The organism is Streptomyces ardesiacus (assembly GCF_003112575.1).
Taxonomy (GTDB): domain Bacteria; phylum Actinomycetota; class Actinomycetes; order Streptomycetales; family Streptomycetaceae; genus Streptomyces; species Streptomyces ardesiacus.
Map to the genome: position 1 here is coordinate 68,068 of NZ_BEWC01000010.1, position 21,348 is coordinate 89,415.

General features: G+C 73.0%; 21 protein-coding genes. 12 read left to right on the forward strand and 9 right to left on the reverse strand.

The window, feature by feature from the left end; translation table 11 throughout:
- Positions 1-78: 78 nt before the first annotated feature.
- Together Sdi02f_RS30230 and Sdi02f_RS30235 are read right to left on the reverse strand one after the other, a co-directional pair.
- Positions 79-1,170 (reverse strand): amidohydrolase family protein, encoded by a 1,092-nt coding sequence (locus Sdi02f_RS30230; protein ID WP_030403837.1) that lies wholly within the window; start codon positions 1,168-1,170, stop codon positions 79-81.
- A gap of 10 nt (positions 1,171-1,180) precedes the next feature.
- Positions 1,181-1,717, reverse strand: coding sequence for a hypothetical protein (locus Sdi02f_RS30235; protein ID WP_051783643.1), 537 nt, complete (start codon positions 1,715-1,717; stop codon positions 1,181-1,183).
- A gap of 197 nt (positions 1,718-1,914) precedes the next feature.
- On the opposite strand from Sdi02f_RS30235, the gene Sdi02f_RS30240 reads away from it, so the two are divergent.
- From Sdi02f_RS30240 to thpD, 5 genes are all read left to right on the forward strand, one after another.
- Positions 1,915-3,042: a pyridoxal-phosphate-dependent aminotransferase family protein gene (locus Sdi02f_RS30240; protein ID WP_031086680.1), complete on the forward strand. Its 1,128-nt coding sequence runs from the start codon at positions 1,915-1,917 to the stop codon at positions 3,040-3,042.
- Between the two features lie 329 nt (positions 3,043-3,371).
- On the forward strand, positions 3,372-3,884 hold the full coding sequence (gene ectA, locus Sdi02f_RS30245; RefSeq protein ID WP_030403834.1) for a diaminobutyrate acetyltransferase: 513 nt from the start codon (positions 3,372-3,374) through the stop codon (positions 3,882-3,884).
- 127 nt (positions 3,885-4,011) lie between these two features.
- Positions 4,012-5,283 carry a diaminobutyrate--2-oxoglutarate transaminase gene (gene ectB / locus Sdi02f_RS30250; protein WP_030403833.1) on the forward strand — a complete coding sequence of 424 codons (1,272 nt, stop codon included), beginning with the start codon at positions 4,012-4,014 and terminating at the stop codon, positions 5,281-5,283.
- Between the two features lie 114 nt (positions 5,284-5,397).
- Positions 5,398-5,796: an ectoine synthase gene (locus Sdi02f_RS30255; protein WP_030184764.1), complete on the forward strand. Its 399-nt coding sequence runs from the start codon at positions 5,398-5,400 to the stop codon at positions 5,794-5,796.
- Positions 5,797-5,802: 6 nt separating this feature from the next.
- The gene (thpD, locus tag Sdi02f_RS30260) at positions 5,803-6,699 is read left to right on the forward strand and encodes an ectoine hydroxylase (protein ID WP_030403832.1); all 897 of its coding nucleotides are present in this window, start codon (positions 5,803-5,805) and stop codon (positions 6,697-6,699) included.
- A gap of 78 nt (positions 6,700-6,777) precedes the next feature.
- On the opposite strand, the gene Sdi02f_RS30265 is transcribed toward thpD, so the two are convergent.
- From Sdi02f_RS30265 to Sdi02f_RS30275, 3 genes are all read right to left on the reverse strand, one after another.
- Positions 6,778-7,872, reverse strand: coding sequence for an aminotransferase class V-fold PLP-dependent enzyme (locus Sdi02f_RS30265; RefSeq protein ID WP_107087417.1), 1,095 nt, complete (start codon positions 7,870-7,872; stop codon positions 6,778-6,780).
- Between the two features lie 71 nt (positions 7,873-7,943).
- Entirely contained in the window at positions 7,944-8,657 is a 714-nt protein-coding gene (locus tag Sdi02f_RS30270) for a DsbA family oxidoreductase (protein ID WP_108934369.1), read from the reverse strand.
- Positions 8,658-8,744: 87 nt separating this feature from the next.
- Positions 8,745-9,353, reverse strand: coding sequence for a DUF1349 domain-containing protein (locus tag Sdi02f_RS30275; protein WP_031086688.1), 609 nt, complete (start codon positions 9,351-9,353; stop codon positions 8,745-8,747).
- A 146-nt stretch (positions 9,354-9,499) separates the two neighbouring features.
- On the opposite strand from Sdi02f_RS30275, the gene Sdi02f_RS30280 reads away from it, so the two are divergent.
- Both Sdi02f_RS30280 and Sdi02f_RS30285 read left to right on the forward strand, forming a co-directional pair.
- Positions 9,500-11,218 (forward strand): sensor histidine kinase, encoded by a 1,719-nt coding sequence (locus Sdi02f_RS30280; RefSeq protein WP_108934370.1) that lies wholly within the window; start codon positions 9,500-9,502, stop codon positions 11,216-11,218.
- Positions 11,219-11,322: 104 nt separating this feature from the next.
- Complete coding sequence (locus Sdi02f_RS30285; RefSeq protein ID WP_030403821.1) at positions 11,323-11,985, forward strand: response regulator transcription factor; 663 nt, start codon at positions 11,323-11,325, stop codon at positions 11,983-11,985.
- Positions 11,986-11,988: 3 nt separating this feature from the next.
- On the opposite strand, the gene Sdi02f_RS30290 is transcribed toward Sdi02f_RS30285, so the two are convergent.
- Positions 11,989-13,518, reverse strand: a complete 1,530-nt coding sequence (locus tag Sdi02f_RS30290) for an aldehyde dehydrogenase (NADP(+)) (protein WP_063788323.1) — start codon at positions 13,516-13,518, stop codon at positions 11,989-11,991.
- A 113-nt stretch (positions 13,519-13,631) separates the two neighbouring features.
- On the opposite strand from Sdi02f_RS30290, the gene Sdi02f_RS30295 reads away from it, so the two are divergent.
- The 5 genes from Sdi02f_RS30295 to Sdi02f_RS30315 all read left to right on the forward strand — a co-directional run bounded on the left by Sdi02f_RS30295 (position 13,632) and on the right by Sdi02f_RS30315 (position 17,838).
- On the forward strand, positions 13,632-14,405 hold the full coding sequence (locus Sdi02f_RS30295; protein ID WP_030403819.1) for an IclR family transcriptional regulator: 774 nt from the start codon (positions 13,632-13,634) through the stop codon (positions 14,403-14,405).
- Between the two features lie 3 nt (positions 14,406-14,408).
- Positions 14,409-14,879 carry a GNAT family N-acetyltransferase gene (locus tag Sdi02f_RS30300; RefSeq protein WP_030403818.1) on the forward strand — a complete coding sequence of 157 codons (471 nt, stop codon included), beginning with the start codon at positions 14,409-14,411 and terminating at the stop codon, positions 14,877-14,879.
- A gap of 103 nt (positions 14,880-14,982) precedes the next feature.
- The gene (locus Sdi02f_RS30305) at positions 14,983-16,437 is read left to right on the forward strand and encodes a peptidoglycan D,D-transpeptidase FtsI family protein (RefSeq protein WP_053638631.1); all 1,455 of its coding nucleotides are present in this window, start codon (positions 14,983-14,985) and stop codon (positions 16,435-16,437) included.
- Between the two features lie 76 nt (positions 16,438-16,513).
- Positions 16,514-17,089, forward strand: a complete 576-nt coding sequence (locus Sdi02f_RS30310) for a SigE family RNA polymerase sigma factor (RefSeq protein WP_030403816.1) — start codon at positions 16,514-16,516, stop codon at positions 17,087-17,089.
- Positions 17,086-17,838 (forward strand): hypothetical protein, encoded by a 753-nt coding sequence (locus Sdi02f_RS30315; RefSeq protein ID WP_108934371.1) that lies wholly within the window; start codon positions 17,086-17,088, stop codon positions 17,836-17,838. Before Sdi02f_RS30310 ends, Sdi02f_RS30315 begins: the two co-directional genes overlap by 4 nt.
- Before the next feature lie 12 nt (positions 17,839-17,850).
- On the opposite strand, the gene Sdi02f_RS30320 is transcribed toward Sdi02f_RS30315, so the two are convergent.
- The 3 genes from Sdi02f_RS30320 to Sdi02f_RS30330 form a co-directional block, all read right to left on the reverse strand.
- Entirely contained in the window at positions 17,851-18,648 is a 798-nt protein-coding gene (locus Sdi02f_RS30320) for an HAD family acid phosphatase (RefSeq protein ID WP_031186147.1), read from the reverse strand.
- A 115-nt stretch (positions 18,649-18,763) separates the two neighbouring features.
- Positions 18,764-19,915: a pectinesterase family protein gene (locus Sdi02f_RS30325; protein WP_108934372.1), complete on the reverse strand. Its 1,152-nt coding sequence runs from the start codon at positions 19,913-19,915 to the stop codon at positions 18,764-18,766.
- A gap of 90 nt (positions 19,916-20,005) precedes the next feature.
- On the reverse strand, positions 20,006-21,340 hold the full coding sequence (locus tag Sdi02f_RS30330; protein ID WP_108934373.1) for a pectate lyase family protein: 1,335 nt from the start codon (positions 21,338-21,340) through the stop codon (positions 20,006-20,008).
- Between the last annotated feature and the right edge of the window lie 8 nt (positions 21,341-21,348).

Sequence of the window (21,348 nt, forward strand, 5' to 3'; positions counted from 1 at the left end):
TCGTGGGGTTTTGGCGAAGCTATTCGAATCTTCTTCGCATCGCCCTGCACGGGTGTTCGCCCGCGTCACCCGCGTCGGCTACCCGACGACCCGCCCGCGCAGCACCACCCGGCGCGGAGCGGTGAGCACGCGCACGTCCGCGCGCGGGTCCTGCTCGTACACCACCAGATCCGCCGGTGCGCCCTCCTCCAGCCCGGGGCGCCCCAGCCAGCGCCGCGCGGCCCAGGTCGTCGCCGCGAGGGCCTCGACGGGCGGGATGCCGGCGGTGACCAGTTCCGCGACCTCGGCCCCGGCCAGCCCGTGGGCCAGGGCGCCGCCGGCGTCGGTGCCGACGAAGACCGGGATTCCGGCGTCGTAGGCGTTGCGTACGGTGTCGTAGCGGCGTTCGTGGAGCCGGCGCATGTGGGCCGACCAGCGCGGATAACGGGCCTCGCCGCCGTCGGCCAGCGCGGGGAAGGTGGCGATGTTGACCAGGGTGGGCACGATGGCGACCCCGCGCTCGGCGAACAGGGGGATCGTGTCGTCGGTCAGCCCCGTGGCGTGCTCGACGCAGTCGATGCCGGCCTCGACCAGGTCGCGCAGGGAGTCCTCGGCGAAGCAGTGCGCGGTGACGCGGGCGCCCAGGCGGTGGGCCTCCGCGATGGCCGCCTCGACGGCGCCGCGCGGCCAGCAGGCCGACAGGTCGCCGAGGTCGCGGTCGATCCAGTCGCCGACCAGCTTCACCCAGCCGTCGCCGCGCCGGGCCTCCTGGGCGACGTACGCGACGAGGTCCTCGGGCTCGACCTCCCAGGCGTAGTTGCGGATGTAGCGGCGGGTGCGGGCGATGTGCCGGCCGGCCCGGATGATCTTCGGCAGGTCCTCGCGGTCGTCGATCCAGCGGGTGTCGGAGGGCGAGCCCGCGTCCCGGACGAGCAGCGTGCCCGCCTCGCGGTCGGTCAGCGCCTGCTTCTCGGCGACGTCCGCGGGGACGGCCCCGTGCTGGTCGAGGCCGACGTGGCAGTGCGCGTCGACCAGGCCGGGCAGCGCCCACCCCTCGACGGTGCGGACGTCGGCCGCGCCGGCGGGCCGGTCGTAGGAGATCCGGCCGTCGATCACCCACACCTCGTCCCGGACCTCCTCCGGTCCGACGAGCACCCGACCCTTCACGTGCAGCACCGCGCGATCGCTCATGCCCCGCACCCTAAGGGCTGCCCGTCGGCCGGTCCGAGGCCGGGGACGGGCCGCCGCCCCGCGCTGCCGCGCGGACCCGCCGCTCCGTCGCGCACCCGGCCGCCACGCCGCTCCCGACGGCGGTCAGGGCCAGGGCGGCGACGGCGGGGTTGAGGTAGCCGGGGACGTCGGCGGAGTCGTAGCCGCCGCCGTCGGCGGTCTCGCAGCGCAGGCCGAGGGGCAGGTAGGAGGCGGAGTGACCGACGACCGTCCCGGACAGCTGCGGGGACACGCCGGTGCGGCAGGGGCGCGGGGGCGAGGAGTCCGCGCCGCCGTCCTCGGCCGACATGACCGCGAGGGCGACGCAGAGCACACCCCAGAGGTACAGCAGTACGGCGGCGCCCCCGGCGGCACCGGCGACGGCCCTGAAGGGCGCGCCCGGCCGGCGCGGCACGGGAGCCGCGGCCACCGCGTCCGCGGCGAGGTGGCGGGGGTAGGCGCCGGCGCCCCTGCGCAGGACGACGGCCGTCACCACCGCGACGAGGACCAGCAGCAGAAGAGCGAGCACGGGGCCAGTCCATCAGCCCGACGATCACTCCGCAGTGACGGAAGCCATGGTTCCGGGCGTGGGGGTGTCGCAACGGAAGCCCTCCGCCGCGAGTGCCGGCGGGTGCCGCGGTTACTCTCGACTCCGTGCGCGACGTACCTCGTCGTACCCGTGCGCACCCGCGCCGTACACCTGCCGTTACCGAAGAGAGCACCGCCGTGACCCATCCCTTCCTGGATCTCGCCCCGTTGAGCGCCGGCCGTTTCGCCGCGATCGAGGACCGGATCGCGCGCCTGCTGGGCACCGCGCAGGACGTGGTGGTGATGCAGGGCGAGGCGCTGCTGCCGCTGGAGGGCGCGATCCGCGCCGCCGCGGGTCCCGGCACCGTCGCGCTGAACGTCGTCACGGGGCCGTACGGGCAGACCTTCGGCGACTGGCTGCGGGACTGCGGCGCGACCGTGCACGACCTCGCCGTGCCGTTCCGCACGGCGGTCTCCGCCGAGCGGATCGGCCAGGCCCTCGCCGAGCACCCGGAGATCGACTTCGTGTCCCTGGTGCACGCCGAGGCGGCGACCGGCAACACCAACCCGGTCGCGGAGATCGGCGAGGTGGTGCGGGCGCACGGCGCGCTGTTCTATCTGGACGCGGTGGCCTCCGTGGGCGCCGAGCCGGTGCTGCCGGACGCGTGGGGCGTGGACCTGTGCGTGATCGGCGCGCAGAAGGCGATGGGCGGCCCGGCCGGGGTGTCGGCGGTGTCGGTGAGCGAGCGGGCCTGGGCGCGGATGGCGGCGAACCCGCACGCGCCGCGGCGCTCGTACCTGTCCCTCCTGGACTGGAAGGAGCGCTGGATCGACGGCGGGCGCAAGGCGCTGCTGCACGCGCCGGCGCAGTTGGAGATGCTCGCGCTGGAGGCGTGCGTCGAGCGCATCGAGACGGAGGGCGCCGGGGCGGTGATGGCGCGGCACGCGTCCGCCGCGGCGGCGACCCGGGCGGGCGCGCTCGCGCTGGGCGGCCTGGAGCCGTTCGTGTACGAGGCGAAGGACGCGGCGCCGGTCGCCACGACGCTGCGGACGCCCTCGGACGTCGACGCCTCCGCGCTGGTGGCCCGCGCCCTGGAGTCCGACCCGGCGCTGCCGCTGGCGGCGGGCGGGGGCGCGCTGGCGGGCGAGATGATCCGGGTCAACCACTACGGTCCCCACGCCACGCCCGGGGCCGTACAGGGCTGCCTGGCGGCACTGGGTGCCGCGCTGGCCGAGCGGGGCGGCAAGGCCGATCCGGAGGCGGCCCGGCGGGCCGCCGAGGAGGCGTGGCGGCGGCCGGCCGGAACGAGTCCTTCGGAAGGATGAATTCGAGGGAATTCCTGATTCTCACACAAGTAGAATTAAGGAATTCCACTCAGCGCAGCTTCCCGTATTCTTCTGCCCGCTTTCCCGGGACCTAAACACGGCACTTTCACGAACGCCGATCTTCACAATTCGGACACGTCTCGCGCCGGTTATGGGATTGTGACCCGATCCACACGCTGCCCGCTTTGCGGCTTTCGTCCTCCACAAATCATCCCAAAACGCCGCCCCCTCGCGCGGAAGCACGCGCCCGCGTGATAACACACGAGGCATGCATTCGTAACCCCATGCGGCGATGCAATTTCGATTTTCGCTGGGTAAATTCAATTTGCATGACTGCCGCGCAAGCAGACCTGCAAATCGATCGTCCGAGAGTGGCCGACGGCGCCGCCCTGTGGCGGATAGCGAGGGATTCCAAGGTCCTCGACCTGAACTCCTCCTACAGCTATCTGCTCTGGTGCCGGGACTTCGCCGCCACGTCGGCCGTCGCCCGCGACGAGAACGGTGAGCCGGTCGGCTTCGTCACCGGATACGTGCGTCCGGACCGCCCGGACACCCTGCTCGTGTGGCAGGTCGCGGTGGACGAGGCGTACCGCGGGCGCCGGCTCGCCGCCGCCCTGCTCGACGGGCTGGCCGAGCGGACCGTCGCGGAACGTGGGCTGACCACCCTGGAGACCACCATCTCCCCCGACAACACCGCCTCCCAGCGGCTGTTCACCTCGTTCGCCGAGCGTCGCGGCGCCCGGGTGGAGCGCGAGGTGCTGTTCGACGCCGGCGTGTTCCCCGACGGGCCGCACGAGCCCGAGGTCCTGTACCGCATAGGCCCCCTGTCCGCCACCGGCTGACCGGGCCCTCCGGACGGCCCGGCACCCCGTGCCAGTCCGGCCCCGCAGACTTCCCGGCGGACCGCACCGGTCCCCGGATCCGTACGACCTTCCTCTCCCACCCTCACCCCACGAGGAGCGATTCGTCGTGACCATCACCCAGCCCGACCTCAGCGTCTTCGAGACCGTCGAGTCCGAGGTGCGCAGCTACTGCCGCGGCTGGCCCACCGTCTTCGACCGTGCGGTCGGCAGCCGCATGTACGACGAGGACGGCCACGAGTACCTCGACTTCTTCGCCGGAGCGGGCTCGCTCAACTACGGGCACAACAACGCCGTCCTGAAACGCGCGCTGATCGACTACCTGGAGCGGGACGGCGTCACGCACGGGCTCGACATGTCGACGACCGCCAAGCGCCGCTTCCTGGAGACGTTCCAGAACACGATCCTGCGCCCGCGCGACCTGCCGTACAAGGTCATGTTCCCGGGCCCGACGGGCACCAACGCCGTCGAGTCCGCGCTGAAGCTGGCGCGCAAGGTCAAGGGGCGCGAGTCGATCGTGTCCTTCACCAACGCCTTCCACGGCATGTCGCTGGGGTCGCTGGCCGTGACCGGCAACGCGTTCAAGCGGGCCGGGGCCGGCATCCCGCTGGTGCACGGCACGCCCATGCCGTTCGACAACTACTTCGACGGCACCGTCGAGGACTTCATCTGGTTCGAGCGGCTCCTCGAGGACCAGGGCTCCGGCCTGAACAAGCCGGCCGCCGTGATCGTCGAGACGGTGCAGGGCGAGGGCGGCATCAACGTGGCCCGCGCCGAGTGGCTGCGGGCCCTGGCCGACCTGTGCGAGCGCCAGGACATGCTGCTCATCGTCGACGACATCCAGATGGGCTGCGGCCGTACCGGCGCCTTCTTCTCCTTCGAGGAGGCGGGCATCACGCCGGACATCGTCACCGTCTCCAAGTCGATCAGCGGCTACGGCCTGCCCATGTCGCTGTGCCTGTTCAAGCCCGAGCTGGACGTCTGGGAGCCGGGCGAGCACAACGGCACCTTCCGCGGCAACAACCCGGCCTTCGTCACGGCGACCGCCACGCTGGAGACGTACTGGACCGACGGCTCGGCCATGGAGAAGCAGACCCGCACCCGCGGTGAGCAGGTCGAGCAGCACATGATCGCCATCACCGAGGAGAACCTCGCCGACGTCAAGGAGTACCGCGGCCGCGGTCTGGTCTGGGGCCTGGAGTTCCACGACAAGGGCCGCGCGGGCCGGGTCGCCAAGCGCGCCTTCGAGCTGGGGCTGCTCATCGAGACCTCCGGCCCCGAGAGCGAGGTCGTCAAGCTGCTCCCGGCGCTCACCATCACGCCCGACGAGCTGGACGAGGGCATGAAGACCCTCGCCCGCGCCGTGCGCGAGACGGTCTGACCGTCCGACGGCCCGGCCGTCCGGCACCACCCATTCTTCCGGCGCCTTCCGCCCGCGCGGCCGAAGGCGCCGGAGACCCTTGCACATCCTTCACCTAGGAGGCATCGCAACACCGTGATCGTCCGTTCGTTCAAGGAGTTCGAAGGCACCGACCGGCACGTGAAGAGCGCGTCCGGCACCTGGGAAAGCACCCGGATCGTCCTCGCCAAGGAGAAGGTCGGCTTCTCCCTGCACGAGACGATCCTGTACGCGGGTACGGAGACGTCGATGTGGTACGCGAACCACATCGAGGCCGTCGTCTGCACCAAGGGCGACGCCGAGTTGACCGACCGCGAGACGGGGAAGACGTACCACATCACGCCGGGCACGATGTACCTCCTCAACGGCCATGAGCGGCACACGCTCAAGGTCAAGGAGGACTTCCACTGCATCTGTGTCTTCAACCCGCCCGTCACCGGACGGGAGGATCACGACGAGAACGGCGTCTACCCGCTGCTCACCGAGGAGGTGTGAGTCACCGTGACCACGACCACGAACGTCACTGATCTCTATCCCACCCGCGGCGCCACCGAGGTGGCAACCCCCCGGCAGGACCCGGTCGTCTGGGGCTCCCCGGACACGCCCGGTCCGGTCTCGGCGAGCGACCTGCAGTCCCTGGACCGCGACGGCTTCCTCGCCATCGACCAGCTCATCGCGCCGGAGGAGGTGGCCGAGTACCAGCGCGAGCTGGAGCGGCTCACCACGGACCCGGCCATCCGCGCGGACGAGCGCTCGATCGTGGAGCCGCAGTCCAAGGAGATCCGGTCGGTCTTCGAAGTGCACAAGATCAGCGAGGTCTTCGCCAAGCTGGTACGCGACGAGCGCGTGGTCGGGCGGGCCCGGCAGATCCTCGGCTCGGACGTCTACGTCCACCAGTCGCGGATCAACGTCAAGCCGGGCTTCGGGGCCAGCGGTTTCTACTGGCACTCGGACTTCGAGACCTGGCACGCCGAGGACGGCCTGCCCCACATGCGCACGATCTCGGTCTCGATCGCGCTCACGGAGAACTTCGACACCAACGGCGGCCTGATGATCATGCCGGGGTCGCACAAGACGTTCCTCGGGTGCGCGGGGGCCACGCCGAAGGACAACTACAAGAAGTCCCTGCAGATGCAGGACGCGGGGACGCCGTCCGACGAGGCGCTGACCAAGATGGCCTCCGAGTACGGCATCAAGCTGTTCACCGGCAAGGCCGGCTCGGCGACGTGGTTCGACTGCAACTGCATGCACGGGTCGGGCGACAACATCACGCCGTTCCCGCGCAGCAACGTGTTCATCGTGTTCAACAGCGTGGAGAACACGGCCGTGGAGCCGTTCGCGGCCCCGATCCGGCGGCCGGAGTTCATCGGCGCGCGGGACTTCACGCCGGTGAAGTGACCCGCGTCTGATCTCGGGCAGGGGCCTTTTCGTGTGGGACGGGAGGCCCCTGCCCGATGCTGTCCGCAGCCGCTGGGCTCAGCCCGCCAATACGTCCAGCAGCCGGTCCACGTCGGACTCGGTGTTGTACACGTGGAAGGCGGCCCGCAGGTTGCCCGCCCGGTCGGAGACCTGGACGCCGGCCTCGCCCAGCCCGCCCTGGCGGTGGCCGAGCCCCGGCACCGACACGACGGCGGAGCCCGGCGCGGGCACCGGCTCGTGGCCCAGCGCGCGCACCCCCGCGCGGAACCGGTCGGCGAGGGCGGTGTCGTGGGCGTGCACGGCGTCGACGCCCAGTTCCTCGATCAGTGCCAGGGAGTGCCGGGCGCCGGTGTACGAGAACAGGGCGGGGGACTCGTCGAACCGCCGGGCCGAGTGCGCGTACTCCTCGACCGGGCCGTAGCAGCTCTCCCAGGGGCGTTCGCCGGTCGCCCAGCCGGCGAACCGCGGTGTCAGCCCGGCCGCCGCGCCCAGGTCCTCCGGTACGACGAGGAAGGCGACGCCGCGCGGGCAGAGCACCCACTTGTAGCCGACGGCGGTCACGAAGTCGAAGTCGTCCGCGGCCGTCGGCAGCCAGCCGTTCGCCTGGGAGACGTCGATCAGCGTCCGTGCCCCGTGCGCCCGGGCGGCGTCCCGCAGCGCGGCGAGGTCGGCGATCCGCCCGTCGGCGGACTGCACGGAACTGACCGCGACGAGCGCGGTGCCGGGGCCCACCGACTCGGCGAGCCGCTCCAGCGGGACGCTGCGCACCTTGAGGTCGCCCCGGGCGTGCAGCGGGTTCACCAGGGAGCTGAAGTCGGCCTCCGCGGTCAGGACTTCGGCCCCCGGCGGCAGCGACGCGGCGACGAGCCCGCTGAACGTGGCGACGGACGCGCCGGTCGCGACCCGGGTGGCGGGCACCCCCACGAGGCGGGCGTACGCGGCCCGGGACGCCTCGACGTCGGCGAACATGTCGAGCGGCTGCCCCGCCGCCGCGGCGGCCGCCGCGTCGCGCATCGCGACGAGGGACCGGGCGGGGAGCAGGCCGGTACTGGCGGTGTTCAGGTACGTGGTCTTCGGCGCGAACTCGGCACGGACGAGGTTCTCGAAGCTCTCCATGGCACCACTGTGCGGCCCCCGGATCTCCCCGTCCATCGCCTCTTTCTACGCGGTGTCTCCAAGCAACGCTTATGTACCGCCGCCCACCTGCGACGACGGCGGACCCGTCACGTCCCGGGCACCGCGCATCCGTCCGGGCCGCAGGCCTCCGCGTCCCCGTCGTCGATCAGCTTCAGCGGCGTGCGCCCGCCCCACGCCTGGGTCAGCGCCTGGGCGAAGACCTCGGCGGGCTGGGCTCCCGAGACGCCGTAGGCCCGGTCGAGCACGAAGAACGGCACCCCGGTGGCCCCGAGCTGCGCGGCCTCCCGCTCGTCGGCGCGCACGGCGTCGGCGTAGGCGTCGGGGTCGGCGAGCACCGCACGGACCTCACCGGCGTCCAGACCGGCGCCGACGGCGAGCTCCTCGAGCCGCTCGTCGTCGTTGAACACGGAGCGCTCGTCGGCGAAGTTGCCCCGGTAGAAGGCGTCGAGGAGGGCCTCGTGCCGTCCCCGTTCCCGGGCGAGGTGCAGCAGGCGGTGCATGTCGAAGGTGCTGCCGTGGTCGCGGCCCCGGGTGCGGTAGTCCAGGCCCTCGGCGGCGGCCTGCGCACCGAGGTTGTCCTCACCGGCCTGCGCCTGGGCCTCGCTCATGCCGTACTTGGCGGTGAGCATGGTCAGCACCGGCTGCACGTCGTCCTTGGCCCGCCCGGGATCGAGCTCGAACGAACGGTGGACCACCTCGACCGCGTCCCGGTGCGGGAAGGACGCGAGCGCCTTCTCGAAGCGGGCCTTGCCCACGTAGCACCAGGGGCAGGCGATGTCGCTCCAGATTTCGACGCGCATGTCTCGGCTCTTCTCCGGCTCGTACGGCGGCGGAGTCCTTCTCCGCCCTTTGCGTGAACCTTCAACCAGCCGGTCGCATTCCCGCCCTCAGCTTCCGTCCCGCAGGTCCGCGGGCCACCCCGGCCGGAACTCCAGGTGGTCGTAGGTCACCGTGCAGCCCTCGCCCGTCGGCGCCTGAGCCAGGAATCCGACGAGGGCCGCGCCGGTCTCCTCCTCGTCGCCGAGCGTGAAGAGACGGACGAAGGTCCAGCGCTCGCCGTCCGGGGAGGCGTGGAAGGCGAAGGCCCGGCCGCTCCGGCTGACCCGGAACCAGACGGAGTTCCCCTCGACGGTGAAGGAGTTGCAGTCGTCGGAGTGGCCGCGGGTGACCACCGTGCAGACCGTGGCCACGTCCGGGGAGTACTCCAGGCACAGCTTGGCCCAGGCCCGCTCCCCCACGTGGACGTAGAGCACGCCGGCGTCGAACGCACCGCGGAACCCGACGGTGACGCGGGCGACGAGCTGGAAGTCCCCCTCGGGCGAGCCCAGCAGCCGCGGCGCGTCGGAGACGGACTCCAGCGACTCCCCGGTGGGCGGCACGAAGCGGTCCTGCCGGGGGCCGGCCCGTCCGGTGAGGACGCCGTCCCGGTGGGACCAGTGGCCGTCGGGGCCGTAGGCGCGCAAGGAGAAGGGCAGTTCGGGGAGGTCCAGGTCCATGGCGGGATTCTTCCAGGCGGGGCCGGGCGCCGGAGCTTCGGGGGCGGTGCGGCCGGTACGGCTCCGCCGGGAGTCCACTTTCGTCGTCCGGGACCGCGCCGAAGGGAGGACGCGGGGGCCCGGGGGCGGCCCTCTATCGTCTGCGCGTGGACGTAGCAGAGACACCCCGCACCGGCCTGCGGTTCCTCACCCGGCCGGTCACCGCCTCCTCCTGGCCCCGCGGGCGGATCGCCGGGGAGGCCGTGCTCGCCTCGCTGCTCTCCGCGGTCGCCGGTCTGCTCGGCACGACGAGCACCGGGTCCGGGGTGCTGGGCGGCGCCCTGGCCCTGGCCGTCGCCGTCCTGTCCCTGGCCCGCCGTGCCCTGCCGGCGACGGTGCTGGTGGTCTCGTCGGCACTGGCCGGGGCGGTCCTCGGTACGTTCGCGCTGCTCGTCTGCGCCGCCTGGTCGGCGGGGGGCCGGATCGAGCGCCCGGCGCGCGCCCTGGCCGCGTTCGCGGCCGGGTTCGTCCTCCACCTCGTCGCCGAGGCCGCCACCGCGGGCGACGACGGGCTCGGCGCGTCGCTGCCGATGACGGCCGCGCTGGCCGCGAGCCCGTTCGTGGTGCTGGCGGTCGTGCCGGGGTTCGCCGCCCGGTACCGCGCCCAGCGCCGTGCCCTGCTCGACGCCCTGCGCCGGCACAACGCCCAACTGGTGCGCGAGCAGGCCATGGTGGCGCGGCAGGCCCGGCTGCTGGAACGGCAGCGCATCGCCCAGGACATGCACGACAGCCTCGGCCACCAGCTCGCCCTGATCGCCGTGCACACCGGCGCGCTGGAGGTGGACCCGGACCTCGACGGCCGCCGGCGCGAAGGGGTGGGCATCCTGCGGGAGGCCGCCAGGTCGGCGATGCGGGAGCTGCGCGAGGCGGTGGGCATCCTGCGGGACGACGCGGAGGTGTCCATGCCCGGCCGCGAGGGGACGGAGGCGTCGTCGGACCGCGCGGCGGCCTCCGTCGACGGCCTCGTCGCGTCGTCGCGGGCCGCGGGGACGGCGGTGGAACTGCGCCGGTCGGGCACCGAACGGCCCCTCGCTCCCGCCGCCGACCGCGCGGCGTACCGCATAGCCCAGGAGGGCCTGACCAACGCGCACAAGCACGCGCCGGGCGCCCCGATCACCGTGGCGCTGCGCTACGAACCGGACAGCCTCGTGGTGGAGGTCGCCAACGGGCCGGTGCCGGCCGGGGCACCGGCCGGGCCGCCCGCGATCAGCGGCGGCCAGGGGCTGACGGGTCTGCGGGAGCGGGCCCGGCTGGTCGGCGGCATGGTGCACAGCGGCCCCACCCCCGACGGGGGCTTCCGGCTCGCCGGTGTGCTGCCGTACGGCGACGACGGGCAGCGCTCCTCCGCGAACGGTGCGACTTCGGTCGTCGCGGACGACGACTTCCGGGGGACGACCGGCGGGGCCGTCACGGGCGACGGTGGTGACGTCTTCGAACGCACCGATCCGCACAAGGAGTTCGCCACCATCATGAGCAGCAAGAAGAACGCCGCCCTGGGCTGTGCCCTCACCGCCGTGGTCCTCGTCGTGGGCGTCGGCGCCCTCGTGGTGTGGGGGGTGTCGAAACTGATCGACGAGGTGGAGAAGGGCGTCGTCCCGGCGAGCGTGTACGAGTCGGCGCGGGTCGGCGACGCGGAGGCGGACCTGCGCGAGAAGTTCCCGGAGGGCGGCTCCCTGCTCACCGACGGCGTGGACAAGTACGGTCCGCCGCTGCCCGAGGACGCCGTCTGCGAGCACTTCGTGGACGACGAGAAGGACATCGTCTACCGCTTCTGCTTCCGCGACGGGAAGCTGTCCTCCAAGGAGTCCTACGCCCACAAGGTGTGACGGGCGGCCCGTGCCGGCGGCCCGCGGCGGATCGGGCATGATGAGCGGGCTTGCCGTCCGCTTGTCCTACCGCCGCCGCACACCGACCCCGCGCAGGAGGCCGCATGATCCGGGTCCTCGTCGCCGACGACGAGCCGCTCATCAGGGCCGGCATCAGGATGATCCTCACCTCGGCCGGGGACATCGAGGTGGTCGCCGAGGCCCGGGACGGCCGGGAGGCGGTGGAGACCGCCCGGAGCACCGCGGTCGACGTGGCCCTGCTGGACATCCAGATGCCGGTGATGGACGGGCTGACCGCGCTGGCCGAGCTGGGCCGCGCCGCGCCGGGGGTGCGTGTGCTGGTCCTGACGACGTTCGGGGAACGCGACAACGTCCTGCGGGCGCTGGGCCACGGCAGCGCCGGGTTCCTGCTGAAGGACTCCGCCCCGCAGGAGCTGATCCACGCGGTCCGCGCGGCGGCGGCCGGCAACGCCTATCTGTCCCCGGCGGCCACCCGCCACGTGGTGGACACCCTCGCCTCCCCCGCCGCCACCGTGCGCGCCGAGGACGCGCGCCGCCGCCTGGCCGGGCTGACCGGGCGCGAACGCGAGGTGCTGGCCCTGCTCGGCGAGGGCCTGTCCAACGCGGACGCGGGCGCGCGGCTGCACATGAGCGAGGCGACGGTGAAGACCTACGTCAGCCGCATTCTGACCAAGCTCGACTGCGACAACAGGGTGCAGGCGGCGCTCCTGGCCCGCGACGCGGGCCTGGAGCCGAGCGCGGGGTGAACCTCAGCGCTCCAGCCGGCCGTTGAACCTGCGGGGCAGTCCCAGCGGGTTGTCGTCCCTCAGCTCCGCCGGCAGCAGGGCCTCGGGCGTCCCCTGGTAGACCACCGGCCGCAGCCACCGCTCGACGGCCGTGCCGCCCACCGAGGTGGACGTGGAGGTCGTCGCCGGGTACGGGCCGCCGTGGTGCTGGGCCGGGGCGACCGCGACGCCGGTCGGCCAGCCGTTGACCAGGACCCGTCCGGCCAGGGGCGTCACCGCCGCGAGCAGGGCCGCCCCGGCGCCCTCGCCCGCCGCCTCCTCGGCGGAGAGCTGCACGGTCGCCGTGAGGTTGCCCGGCAGCCGGGACAGCACGCCCCGCACCTCGGCCTCGTCCTCGTAGCGGGCCACGACGGTGACCGGCCCGAAGCACTCCTCCAGGAGCAGGTCGTGCTCGCCCTCCGCCGCCAGCCGCGCCGCCGGCACGGTGAGGAACCCGGCGCTGACGCTGTGCTCGCCGCCCGCACCCGGCGTCACCGGGGAGTCCACGTCGGGCAGCGCGGCGCGCTCGGCGACGCCCGCCACGAAGTTGTCCCGCATGCGGTGGTCGAGGAGCACACCGGCGTCGGTGGCGCTGACCGCGTCGGTGAGCGACTTGACCAGGCCGTCGCCGGCGTCACCGGCCGGCACCAGCACCAGCCCGGGCTTGACGCAGAACTGGCCGACGCCGAGCGTCATCGAGCCGGCCAGGCCCGTCCCGATCGCCTCCGCCCGCTCCACGGCCGCCGCCTCCGTGACAACGACCGGGTTCAGCGAGCCCAGCTCGCCGTGGAAGGGGATCGGCACGGGACGCGCCGCCGCGGCGTCGAACAGCGCGCGGCCGCCGCGGACGGAGCCCGTGAAGCCGGCCGCGGCGACCAGCGGGTGCTTGATCAGCTCGACGCCGGCCTCGAAGCCGTGCACCAGACCGAGGACGCCGTCCGGGATGCCGTGACCGGCCGCGGCCCGGCGCAGCACCTTGGCGACCAGCTCGGACAGGGCGGGGTGGTCGGGATGGGCCTTGACGACGACCGGGCAGCCGGCCGCGAGCGCGCTCGCGGTGTCACCGCCGGCCACGGAGAAGGCGAAGGGGAAGTTGGACGCGGAGTAGACGGCGACGACGCCCAGCGGGATCTTGTAGCGGCGCAGGTCCGGGACGGGCGGCGTCGCGGTGTCGTCGGGGTGGTCGACGACGACGTCGAGGAAGGCGCCCTCGTCGACGAGGTCGGCGAAGGCCCGCAACTGGTAGCAGGTGCGGGCGAGTTCGCCGGTGAGCCGGACCGGGCCGAGGGCGCTCTCCGCGTCGGCGACCTCGACGAGGGTGCTCTCGGCCGCCTTCAGCTCGTCGGCGGCGCTCCGCAGGAAGGCCGCACGGACGGCGCGGTCGGCCAGGGCCTCCCGGGCGGCGTGCGCGGCACGGACGGCGGCGTCCACCTCCTGGGCGGTGGCTTCCACCGCGACCTGTTCACGCTGCTTCCCGGTACGGGGGTCGACACTCCAGACTGGTGCTGCTGCCACCGCGGGTCCCTCCACGTGCTCTGCACAGAAGGCGTTCGATATACTGAACGCTGTCTCTATTGGTGAATATGCTGTTCGAGACTATTTCCCGTCGAACGAAGGGGTCAAGGGCGATGTCGGCTGTCGAGACGGGGGGCGGAGCGCAGGTCAAGTCCGCGGTGCGCACGGTGGAGCTGCTCGAGTACTTCGCCGGACGCCCCGGCATGCACTCCCTCGCCTCGGTCCAGGAGGCCGTCGGGTATCCCAAGTCCAGTCTGTACATGCTGCTGCGCACGCTGGTGGAGCTGGGCTGGGTGGAGACCGACGCCACGGGCACGCGGTACGGCATCGGCGTGCGGGCCCTGCTGGTCGGCACCTCGTACATCGACGGCGACGAGGTGGTGGCGGCGGCCCGGCCGACGCTGGACCGGCTCTCGGACGACACGACGGAGACCATCCACCTGGCCCGCCTGGACGGCACGAACGTGGTGTACCTCGCCACCCGCCAGTCCCAGCACTACCTGCGGCCCTTCACCCGGGTCGGCCGCCGGCTGCCCGCGCACTCGACCTCGCTGGGCAAGGCGCTGCTGAGCACGTACAGCGACGAGCAGGTGCGCAAGCTGCTCCCCGAGACGCTGCCCGCGCTCACCGAGCACACCATCACCGACCGGGAGAAGCTCATCGAGGAGCTGCACCAGGTGCGGGAGCAGGGTTTCGCCGTGGACCGCGAGGAGAACACGCTGGGGCTGCGCTGCTTCGGCGTGGCGGTCCCCTACCGCACCCCCGCGCGGGACGCGATCAGCTGCTCGGTGCCGGTGGCGCGGCTGACGCCCGCGCACGAACAGATGGTGAAGGACGCGCTCTTCGACGCCCGGGACCGGCTGACACTGGCCACGCGTAGGCTCTGATCCATGCACATCGCACTGCGCGAGGTACACGACAGCGACCTGCCCGTCTTCTTCCGGCAGATGAACGATCCGGAAGCCCTGCACATGGCGGCCTTCACCCCGAAGGACCCCGCCGACTGGGACGCCTTCTCGGTGCACTGGAGCAAGATCCGCGCCTCCCGCGACGTCGTGCGGACCATCCTGGGCGACGGTGACGTCGTCGGCAGCACGGCGGTGTACGGGGATCCCGGCGAGCGCGAGGTGACGTACTGGGTGGACCGGGCGTACTGGGGACGAGGCGTGGCCACGGCCGCGCTGCGGGCCCTGCTCGCCGAGGTGCCCGACCGCCCGCTGTACGCGCGCGCGGCGGCCGACAACGCGGCGTCGCGGCGGGTGCTGGAGAAGTGCGGCTTCGTGATCAGCGCGCGGGCCCGGGGGTTCGCGCCCGCGCGGGGCGAGGAGATCGACGAGGTCGTCCTGCACCTGGCCTCGTGACCGGGCGCCCGGCCCCGTGAACGGGCGCCGAGAAGTATGAGAAAGATGAGAAAGCGGGGCACAGGGGAACGATCGCGCCCCGCCCGCTCGTCCTGCCATCGGGATGAACAAGACGATCAGGCGCGCCTCGGTCTTCACGCTGCTCCTGGTGTTCGCTCTGCTGGTCAGGGCGACCTGGGTGCAGTTCTACGAGGGCCGGGCGCTCGCGGACAGCAAGGACAACCGGCGCAACGCGATCGAGACGTACGCGGAGCCGCTCGGGAACATCGTCGTGGCCGGCCGGTCGGTCACCGGCTCGGCGCGGACGCAGGGAGGTGACCTCGCCTACAAGCGCACGTACGAGAACGGGAAGCTGTACGCGGCGGTGACGGGCTACGCCTCGCAGGCGTACGCGCCGACCCAGCTGGAGGGCATCTACCAGGACGTGCTCAACGGCACCGATCCGCGGCTGAAGACCGTGACGGACACGGTCACCGGCACCCGGGCCGAGCCGGGCACCGTGGTGACGACGATCGACCCGGCGGTGCAGAAGGCCGGGTTCGAGGCGCTGGGCGACAAGAAGGGCGCCGCCGTCGCGATCGACCCGAAGACGGGTCGGATCCTGTCGGTCGTGTCGACCCCCTCCTACGACCCGGCGTCGCTGACCGACGCCAACACCGCCGGCGCGGCCTGGAAGAAGCTCACCGACGACCCGGACAAGCCGCTGACCAACCGCGCGCTGCGCCAGCCGCTGCCGCCGGGCTCGACGTTCAAGCTGGTCGTGGCCGCCGCCGCGCTGGAGAACGGACTGTACGGCTCGGTGGACGAGAGGACCGACAGCCCCGACCCGTACACCCTGCCGGGCACGACGACCGACCTCAGCAACGAGAACCCGGACGCGCCCTGCGAGAACGCCACGATCCGCACCGCGCTGCAGTACTCCTGCAACAACGTCTTCGCCAAGATGGCCGTCGACCTGGGCCAGGACGAGGTGCGCGCCATGGCCGAGAAGTTCGGCTTCAACGACGCGTCGCAGGACGTGCCGGTGCGGGCGTACACCAGCGTCTACCCGAAGGACATGAACCGCTCCTCGACCGCCCTGACCGGCATCGGCCAGTTCGACGTGACGGCGACCCCGCTGCAGATGGCGATGGTCTCGGCGGCCCTGGCCAACGGCGGCGAGCTGGTCTCCCCGCACATGGTGTCGCAGGTCACCGACGGCGGCGGCGACGTCCTGGAGGACCACACCGACGCGGACGCGAAGCGGATCGTCGGCTCCGCCACCGCCGACCAGCTCCAGTCGGCCATGCGGACCGTCGTCGAGGACGGCACGGGCTCGAACGCGCGGATCTCCGGGGCGACGGTGGGCGGCAAGACGGGCACGGCCCAGCACGGCGAGAACAACAGCAAGACGCCGTACGCCTGGTTCACCTCGTACGCCAAGTCCGACACCTCGGACAAGGAGGTCGCCGTGGCCGTCATCGTCGAGCAGTCCGACGCCGCCCGCGGCGAGGTCAGCGGCAACGGCCTGGCCGCGCCGGTGGCCAGGGCGATGATGGAGGCGGCGCTCAAGGGCTGACGTTCCGGGGGCCGTTCGGGTTCGGTCTGCCGTACGGTGTTCGGCACCCGGGAAGCCGCTGCGAGGAGAGTCCGCCGTGAGGACAGTCGGTGACGACGCCGCCTCCGCGGAGTTCCACGCCTTCTTCGAGCGCCACTACGCCGAGCTGGCCCGGCTCGCCCATCTGCTGACGGGCGAGCCGGACGCCGCCGACGACCTCGCGGCGGACGCGCTGCTGGCCCTGTGGCACCGCTGGGACCGGGTCCGCGCGGCCGACCACCCGGTGGCGTACGCGCGCGGGGTCGTCGCCAATCTCGCCCGCACCCGCGTCCGCAGCGCCGTGCGCGAGCGCCGGCGCGTCGCACTGTTCTGGTCCCCGCGCGAGGAGCGGACGGAGGACCCCGACGTCGCGGGTGTGGTGGACGTGCAGGAGGCGCTGCGCCGGCTGCCGTTCCGCAAGCGGGCGTGCGTGGTGCTGCGGCACGCCTTCGACCTCTCGGAGAAGGACACGGCGCTCGCCCTGGGCGTCTCGGTGGGCACGGTCAAGAGCCAGACCTCGAAGGGGGTGGCCGAACTCCAGCGGCTGCTCGGCACCCCGGCGGCTCCCCGTGCTCCCCGGCAGGTGCACGCGGCGATCGCGCGCAGCGGCGGGGCCGCGGGAGGCGCGCGATGACTGCGGGGAGGCGGGACGCGGACGACGGCCTGCGTGCCCGGCTGCACGAGGCCGCCGGGGCGCACCGGCCCGACCGGGCCCGGATCCTGGCCCGGGTCGAGCGCGGCATGGCGGCAGGGGGCCGCGGGCCGGTCCGCCCGCCGGTGCGGGGCTGGGTGCGGGTGGCCGCCGCGGCGGCGGCCGTGGCGGGCGTCCTGGTGGCCGGGGGCCACACCGTGACCTCGGTGGTGCGGGACGACCGCCCGGAGCAGCGCTCGGCCGCCGTCTCCCCCGGACCCCGGCCGCCCGAATCGCGGGAGCCCGGATCGCGGGAGACCGGATCGCAGGAGCCCGGATCGCAGGAGCCCGGATCGCCGCAGAGCGGTCCGCTGTGGACGAGCGGTGCGGTGGACCCGCACAGCAACGAGTTCTGGGCGCAGAGCAACATCACCCTGCGGACGAGCGCTCCCCTCACCGCGCTCACCGTCGAGCTGCGGGTGGCGCGGACCGGGTCGGTGACCTCGGCCGGTGCCTGGCGCTCGCTGCCGGAGGGGGACTTCGCGTTCACGGCCGGCGAGCGGGACGGCTTCCTCGTCTACCGGTGGACGCTCAGGCGGGGCCGCACGGTCCCGCCCGGCGAGTGGATCTTCGCCGGGCAGTACCACCACGAGCGGGGCGGCCGGGACGCGCGCGACGACCGCTACAGCGCGACGGCCACCGCCGCGTCCGGGCGCTTCACGGCCCGGGGCGGCTTCGCCCCCCGCACCTGAGCGGGCGCGCCGCTACTCCACGAAGTAGGTCGGGTTGGGCAGCTTGTACGTGCGGTCCGCGTAGCCGCCCTGGAGATCGGAGTACTGGTCGCCGAAGTTGGCGACGATGTCGTACCCGAGGTCCCGCTCGATGTGCCGGCGGGTGCCGGCCTTGTACTGCACGGTGGTGCACGTCCAGGTGCCGGGGACGGCGCAGTGGGCCAGGTAGGACGGGGGGTTCGCCTTGTCCTTGAGGAAGACGTGGCCGGTGTCGAGGTTCACGTCGGCGCCGACCTTCTTCAGGTTCTCGACGGCGGCGGAGCGCTGCGCCTCGCCGAGACCGGAGTTGTAGAAGACCTCGACGCCCTTCTTCTCGGCGTAGCGGGCCAGTTCGGGGCTGCCGGGGACGGCGGGGCGGTCGGCCCGGTCCACGTAGGCGGCCCAGGTGGCGCCGTCGTAGCCGTAGTTGTTCTTCTTCTCGTAGTCGAGGCTGAGCAGCAGCGTGTCGTCGATGTCGAAGACGACCGCGGGCCTGGTGTGCGCGTGGCGCGCCGTGCGGGCGGCCCGGTCGATCTGCTTCTTCGCGGCGGTGTCGAGCCGGGCCAGGTCGGCGGCGTAGGGGCTGTCGGGGGAGGCCCGGTAGACGCCGTCGTCGTCGAGCGTGGTGCCGTAGTAGGCGTCGATGTCCTTGGCCAGCACGCCGATGTTGTACGGCTCGTGCGTGGAGTTGGCCGTCGACTGGCCGGCCGTGGCGGCGCCCGTGCCGTACAGGACGGCACCGGCGACGGCACAGGCGGCGGTGACGGATGCGATGCGCAGTGGCTTGTGCATGGCACATGTTTCTACGCGCGTCACCCGGGTGGGCGCGAGACCCGTGGCCGGATTCGCGCCCCCGTATCTGGCAAAGATCGCGTCAAGCAGGTCAAGTGCCGTCGTGCGGCGCGGGTCAGCCCCGTCCGTGGTGCGCCGGCCGGTCGTGGGGCCGCCAGTCGCCCAGGTACGCCTCCCGGGTGTGCGCGGCGGCCTCGGCGCGGGTGAGCTGCGGCCGGTTCCCGGGGACGGTGACCGCGGCGCCGGGCCCGGTGTTGCGGTACTCGCGGAACCGCTGCTCCTGCCAGGGGTGGGCGTCCCGCATGTTCGCGTACGGCGCCACCGCGTCGATGCCCGCGCCGAGGCGGGTCTCGCGCACGGTGAGCATCGGGCGGGCGGTGGTGTCGGAGCTGGGCACCCAGGGGCGGGCCAGCTTGTAGAAGCCGTCGGGGGCCTCGCTGCTGACGCGGCCGCCGGTCACCAGGTAGCCGCGCGGGTTGGCGCCCGCCGTGGACGGCGCGAACACGAAGCCGTACGGGGCGGCGTCCAGGTCGGGGCGGACCAGGGTGTGGAAGTGGCACTGGTCGTACACGGCGGTCGCCCGGCCGAAGACGAAGTCGACGTCGCCCTCGACGTAGCAGCGCTCGTAGTACTGGCGGGCGAAGAGGCCGAGGTCGCGGGTATCGGCGTAGAGGGTGTCCTGATGGCCGAGGAAGCGGCAGTCGTGAAAGGCGGACCGGTCGCCCATCACCTTGATCGCGACCGCCTGGGTGCCGGTCCAGTCCGGCTGGTCGGAGCGCAGCCAGTCGTTGGCGAAGGTGACGGCGCGGGCGGTGAAGCCGTCGGCGTGCACGGTGGTGGTGGCCGAGCCGCTGGTGCCGTAGGTGCCGGAGCCGTCGGGCTTGGGGGTGCCGGCCGCGGTGTCGTGGACGATGACGACGTCGCGCGGGTCCCCGGAGGCACCGATCCAGGTGGCGCCGGTGCGCCCGGTGTCGACGGAGACCCTCTCGCGGTAGGTGCCGGGGGCGAGGACCAGCGTCCAGCCGTCGCCCGCGGCGGCGTCGACGGCTGCCTGGACGGAGGTGAAGTCGCCGCGCCCGTGCGGGTCGACGTACAGGGTCGTGGGGGTGCGGCGGGCGGCGGGCGAGCCGTACCGGCCGAAGGGACGCGGGCGCGGCCGGGTGCCGGCGGCGGCGGAGCCGCCTGCCGCGAGACCGAGGCCGAGGGCGGCGCCCGCGCCGGCGGACGTCAGGAGGAAGCCTCTGCGGGAGGGGACGGGTCGGCGCATACGGGTGCTCCTTCGCGGGCGGGTGTGGACGGGGTGGGCCGGGGCGGTGCGGGCGCCCCGGCCCGGTTCGCGGGACGGGTGCCGGGCCCGTCAGCGCAGGCGGCCGGCGCCCGCGCCGTGGTCGACGACGCCGGGGACCGCCTGCGCCGGCAGCACCTTGGTGCGCAGCGTGGGCGTCCAGCCCGCACCGGAGCGCAGGGGGGCGTCCGGGTTCGCGGCGTTGTGCGCGGCGATCAGGTCGACGCTGCGGCCGTTGACCCGGTTGTGGGCGGCGCTGAGCGGCGAGTCGTTCCAGCGCTTGAGCACCTTCGCGGGGCCGACGCCGGCCGGCAGGGTGAAGGCGTTGTGCTCGGCGACGATCGCCGACTCCTTGCCGACGCCGAAGCTGTAGCCGTAGTCGTCGGAGCCCACGAAGTGGTTGTTGTACACGTCGACCTGGCCGAAGCGGACACGGGGCGTGCGCTCGACGAGGTTCTTGAACAGGTTGTGGTGGAAGGTGACCCTCAGGTGGCCGCGGTCGACGGCGGCGGTGGACTCGCTGTCGCTGTTGCCGATCAGGATCGTCTTGTCGTGCTCGGCGAAGACGTTCCAGGACGCGGTGACGTGGTCGGCGCCCTTGACGATGTCCAACTGGCCGTCGTGCTGCTGGTAGAGCATGCCGAAGTAGGTGGGCGCCGCGCTGTCGGGGTGCTCGCCGTCGGTGAAGGTGTTGTGGTCGAGCCACACGTGCGTCGACCCGTACACCACGGCGCTGTCGTACTCCGAGTTCCAGTTGCCCCGGTCCCCGTCGGTCGGGTCCCACTGCGGGAAGCAGTCGACGGGGCTCTCGAAGGTCAGGTTGCGGACGATGACGTTGTCCACGCCCTTGATCTGGAGGCTGGCTCCCTTGAGCGCGGCGTCCCGGCCGAGGCCGATGATGGTGGTGTTGGAGGGGACGTTCGCCTTGATGGAGCGGTCCTGCCGGGCGGCGGAGGCGCGGCGCAGGCCCTCGGGGCTGTCGTCGGGCTCGGCGCTGAGGTCGGTGTCCATGCCCCAGTTCTCGGGCGAGTACTTCTCCAGGTAGGCGTCGAAGTCGTAGCCGGGCGCGGCGAAGGCCGCGCAGCCCTCCGACACGGCGTCGACGGTGCCCTTGACCTTGATGATCCGCGGCGCGGTGCCCTCCACGGCGAGGGCGGCCCGGAACTCGTCCCAGGTGGAGACGGTGAACACCCGCTGGGCGGCGGCGTCGGCCCCGCCGGTGGTGCCGGTCCCCTGCGCGGCCCAGCCGTCGTGCGCGGGCAGCGTCTGACGGGCGGTGTCGCGGGGCTGGTGGTGCCCGGGGCGGGCCTCGGCCGTGGCGGCGGTCAGGCTCAGGACGAGGGCGGTGCAGCCGACGAGCGCGGCGGCCCTGCTGGTGGCATGCCCATGCCATCCGTACATGCTCATGGTGCGGT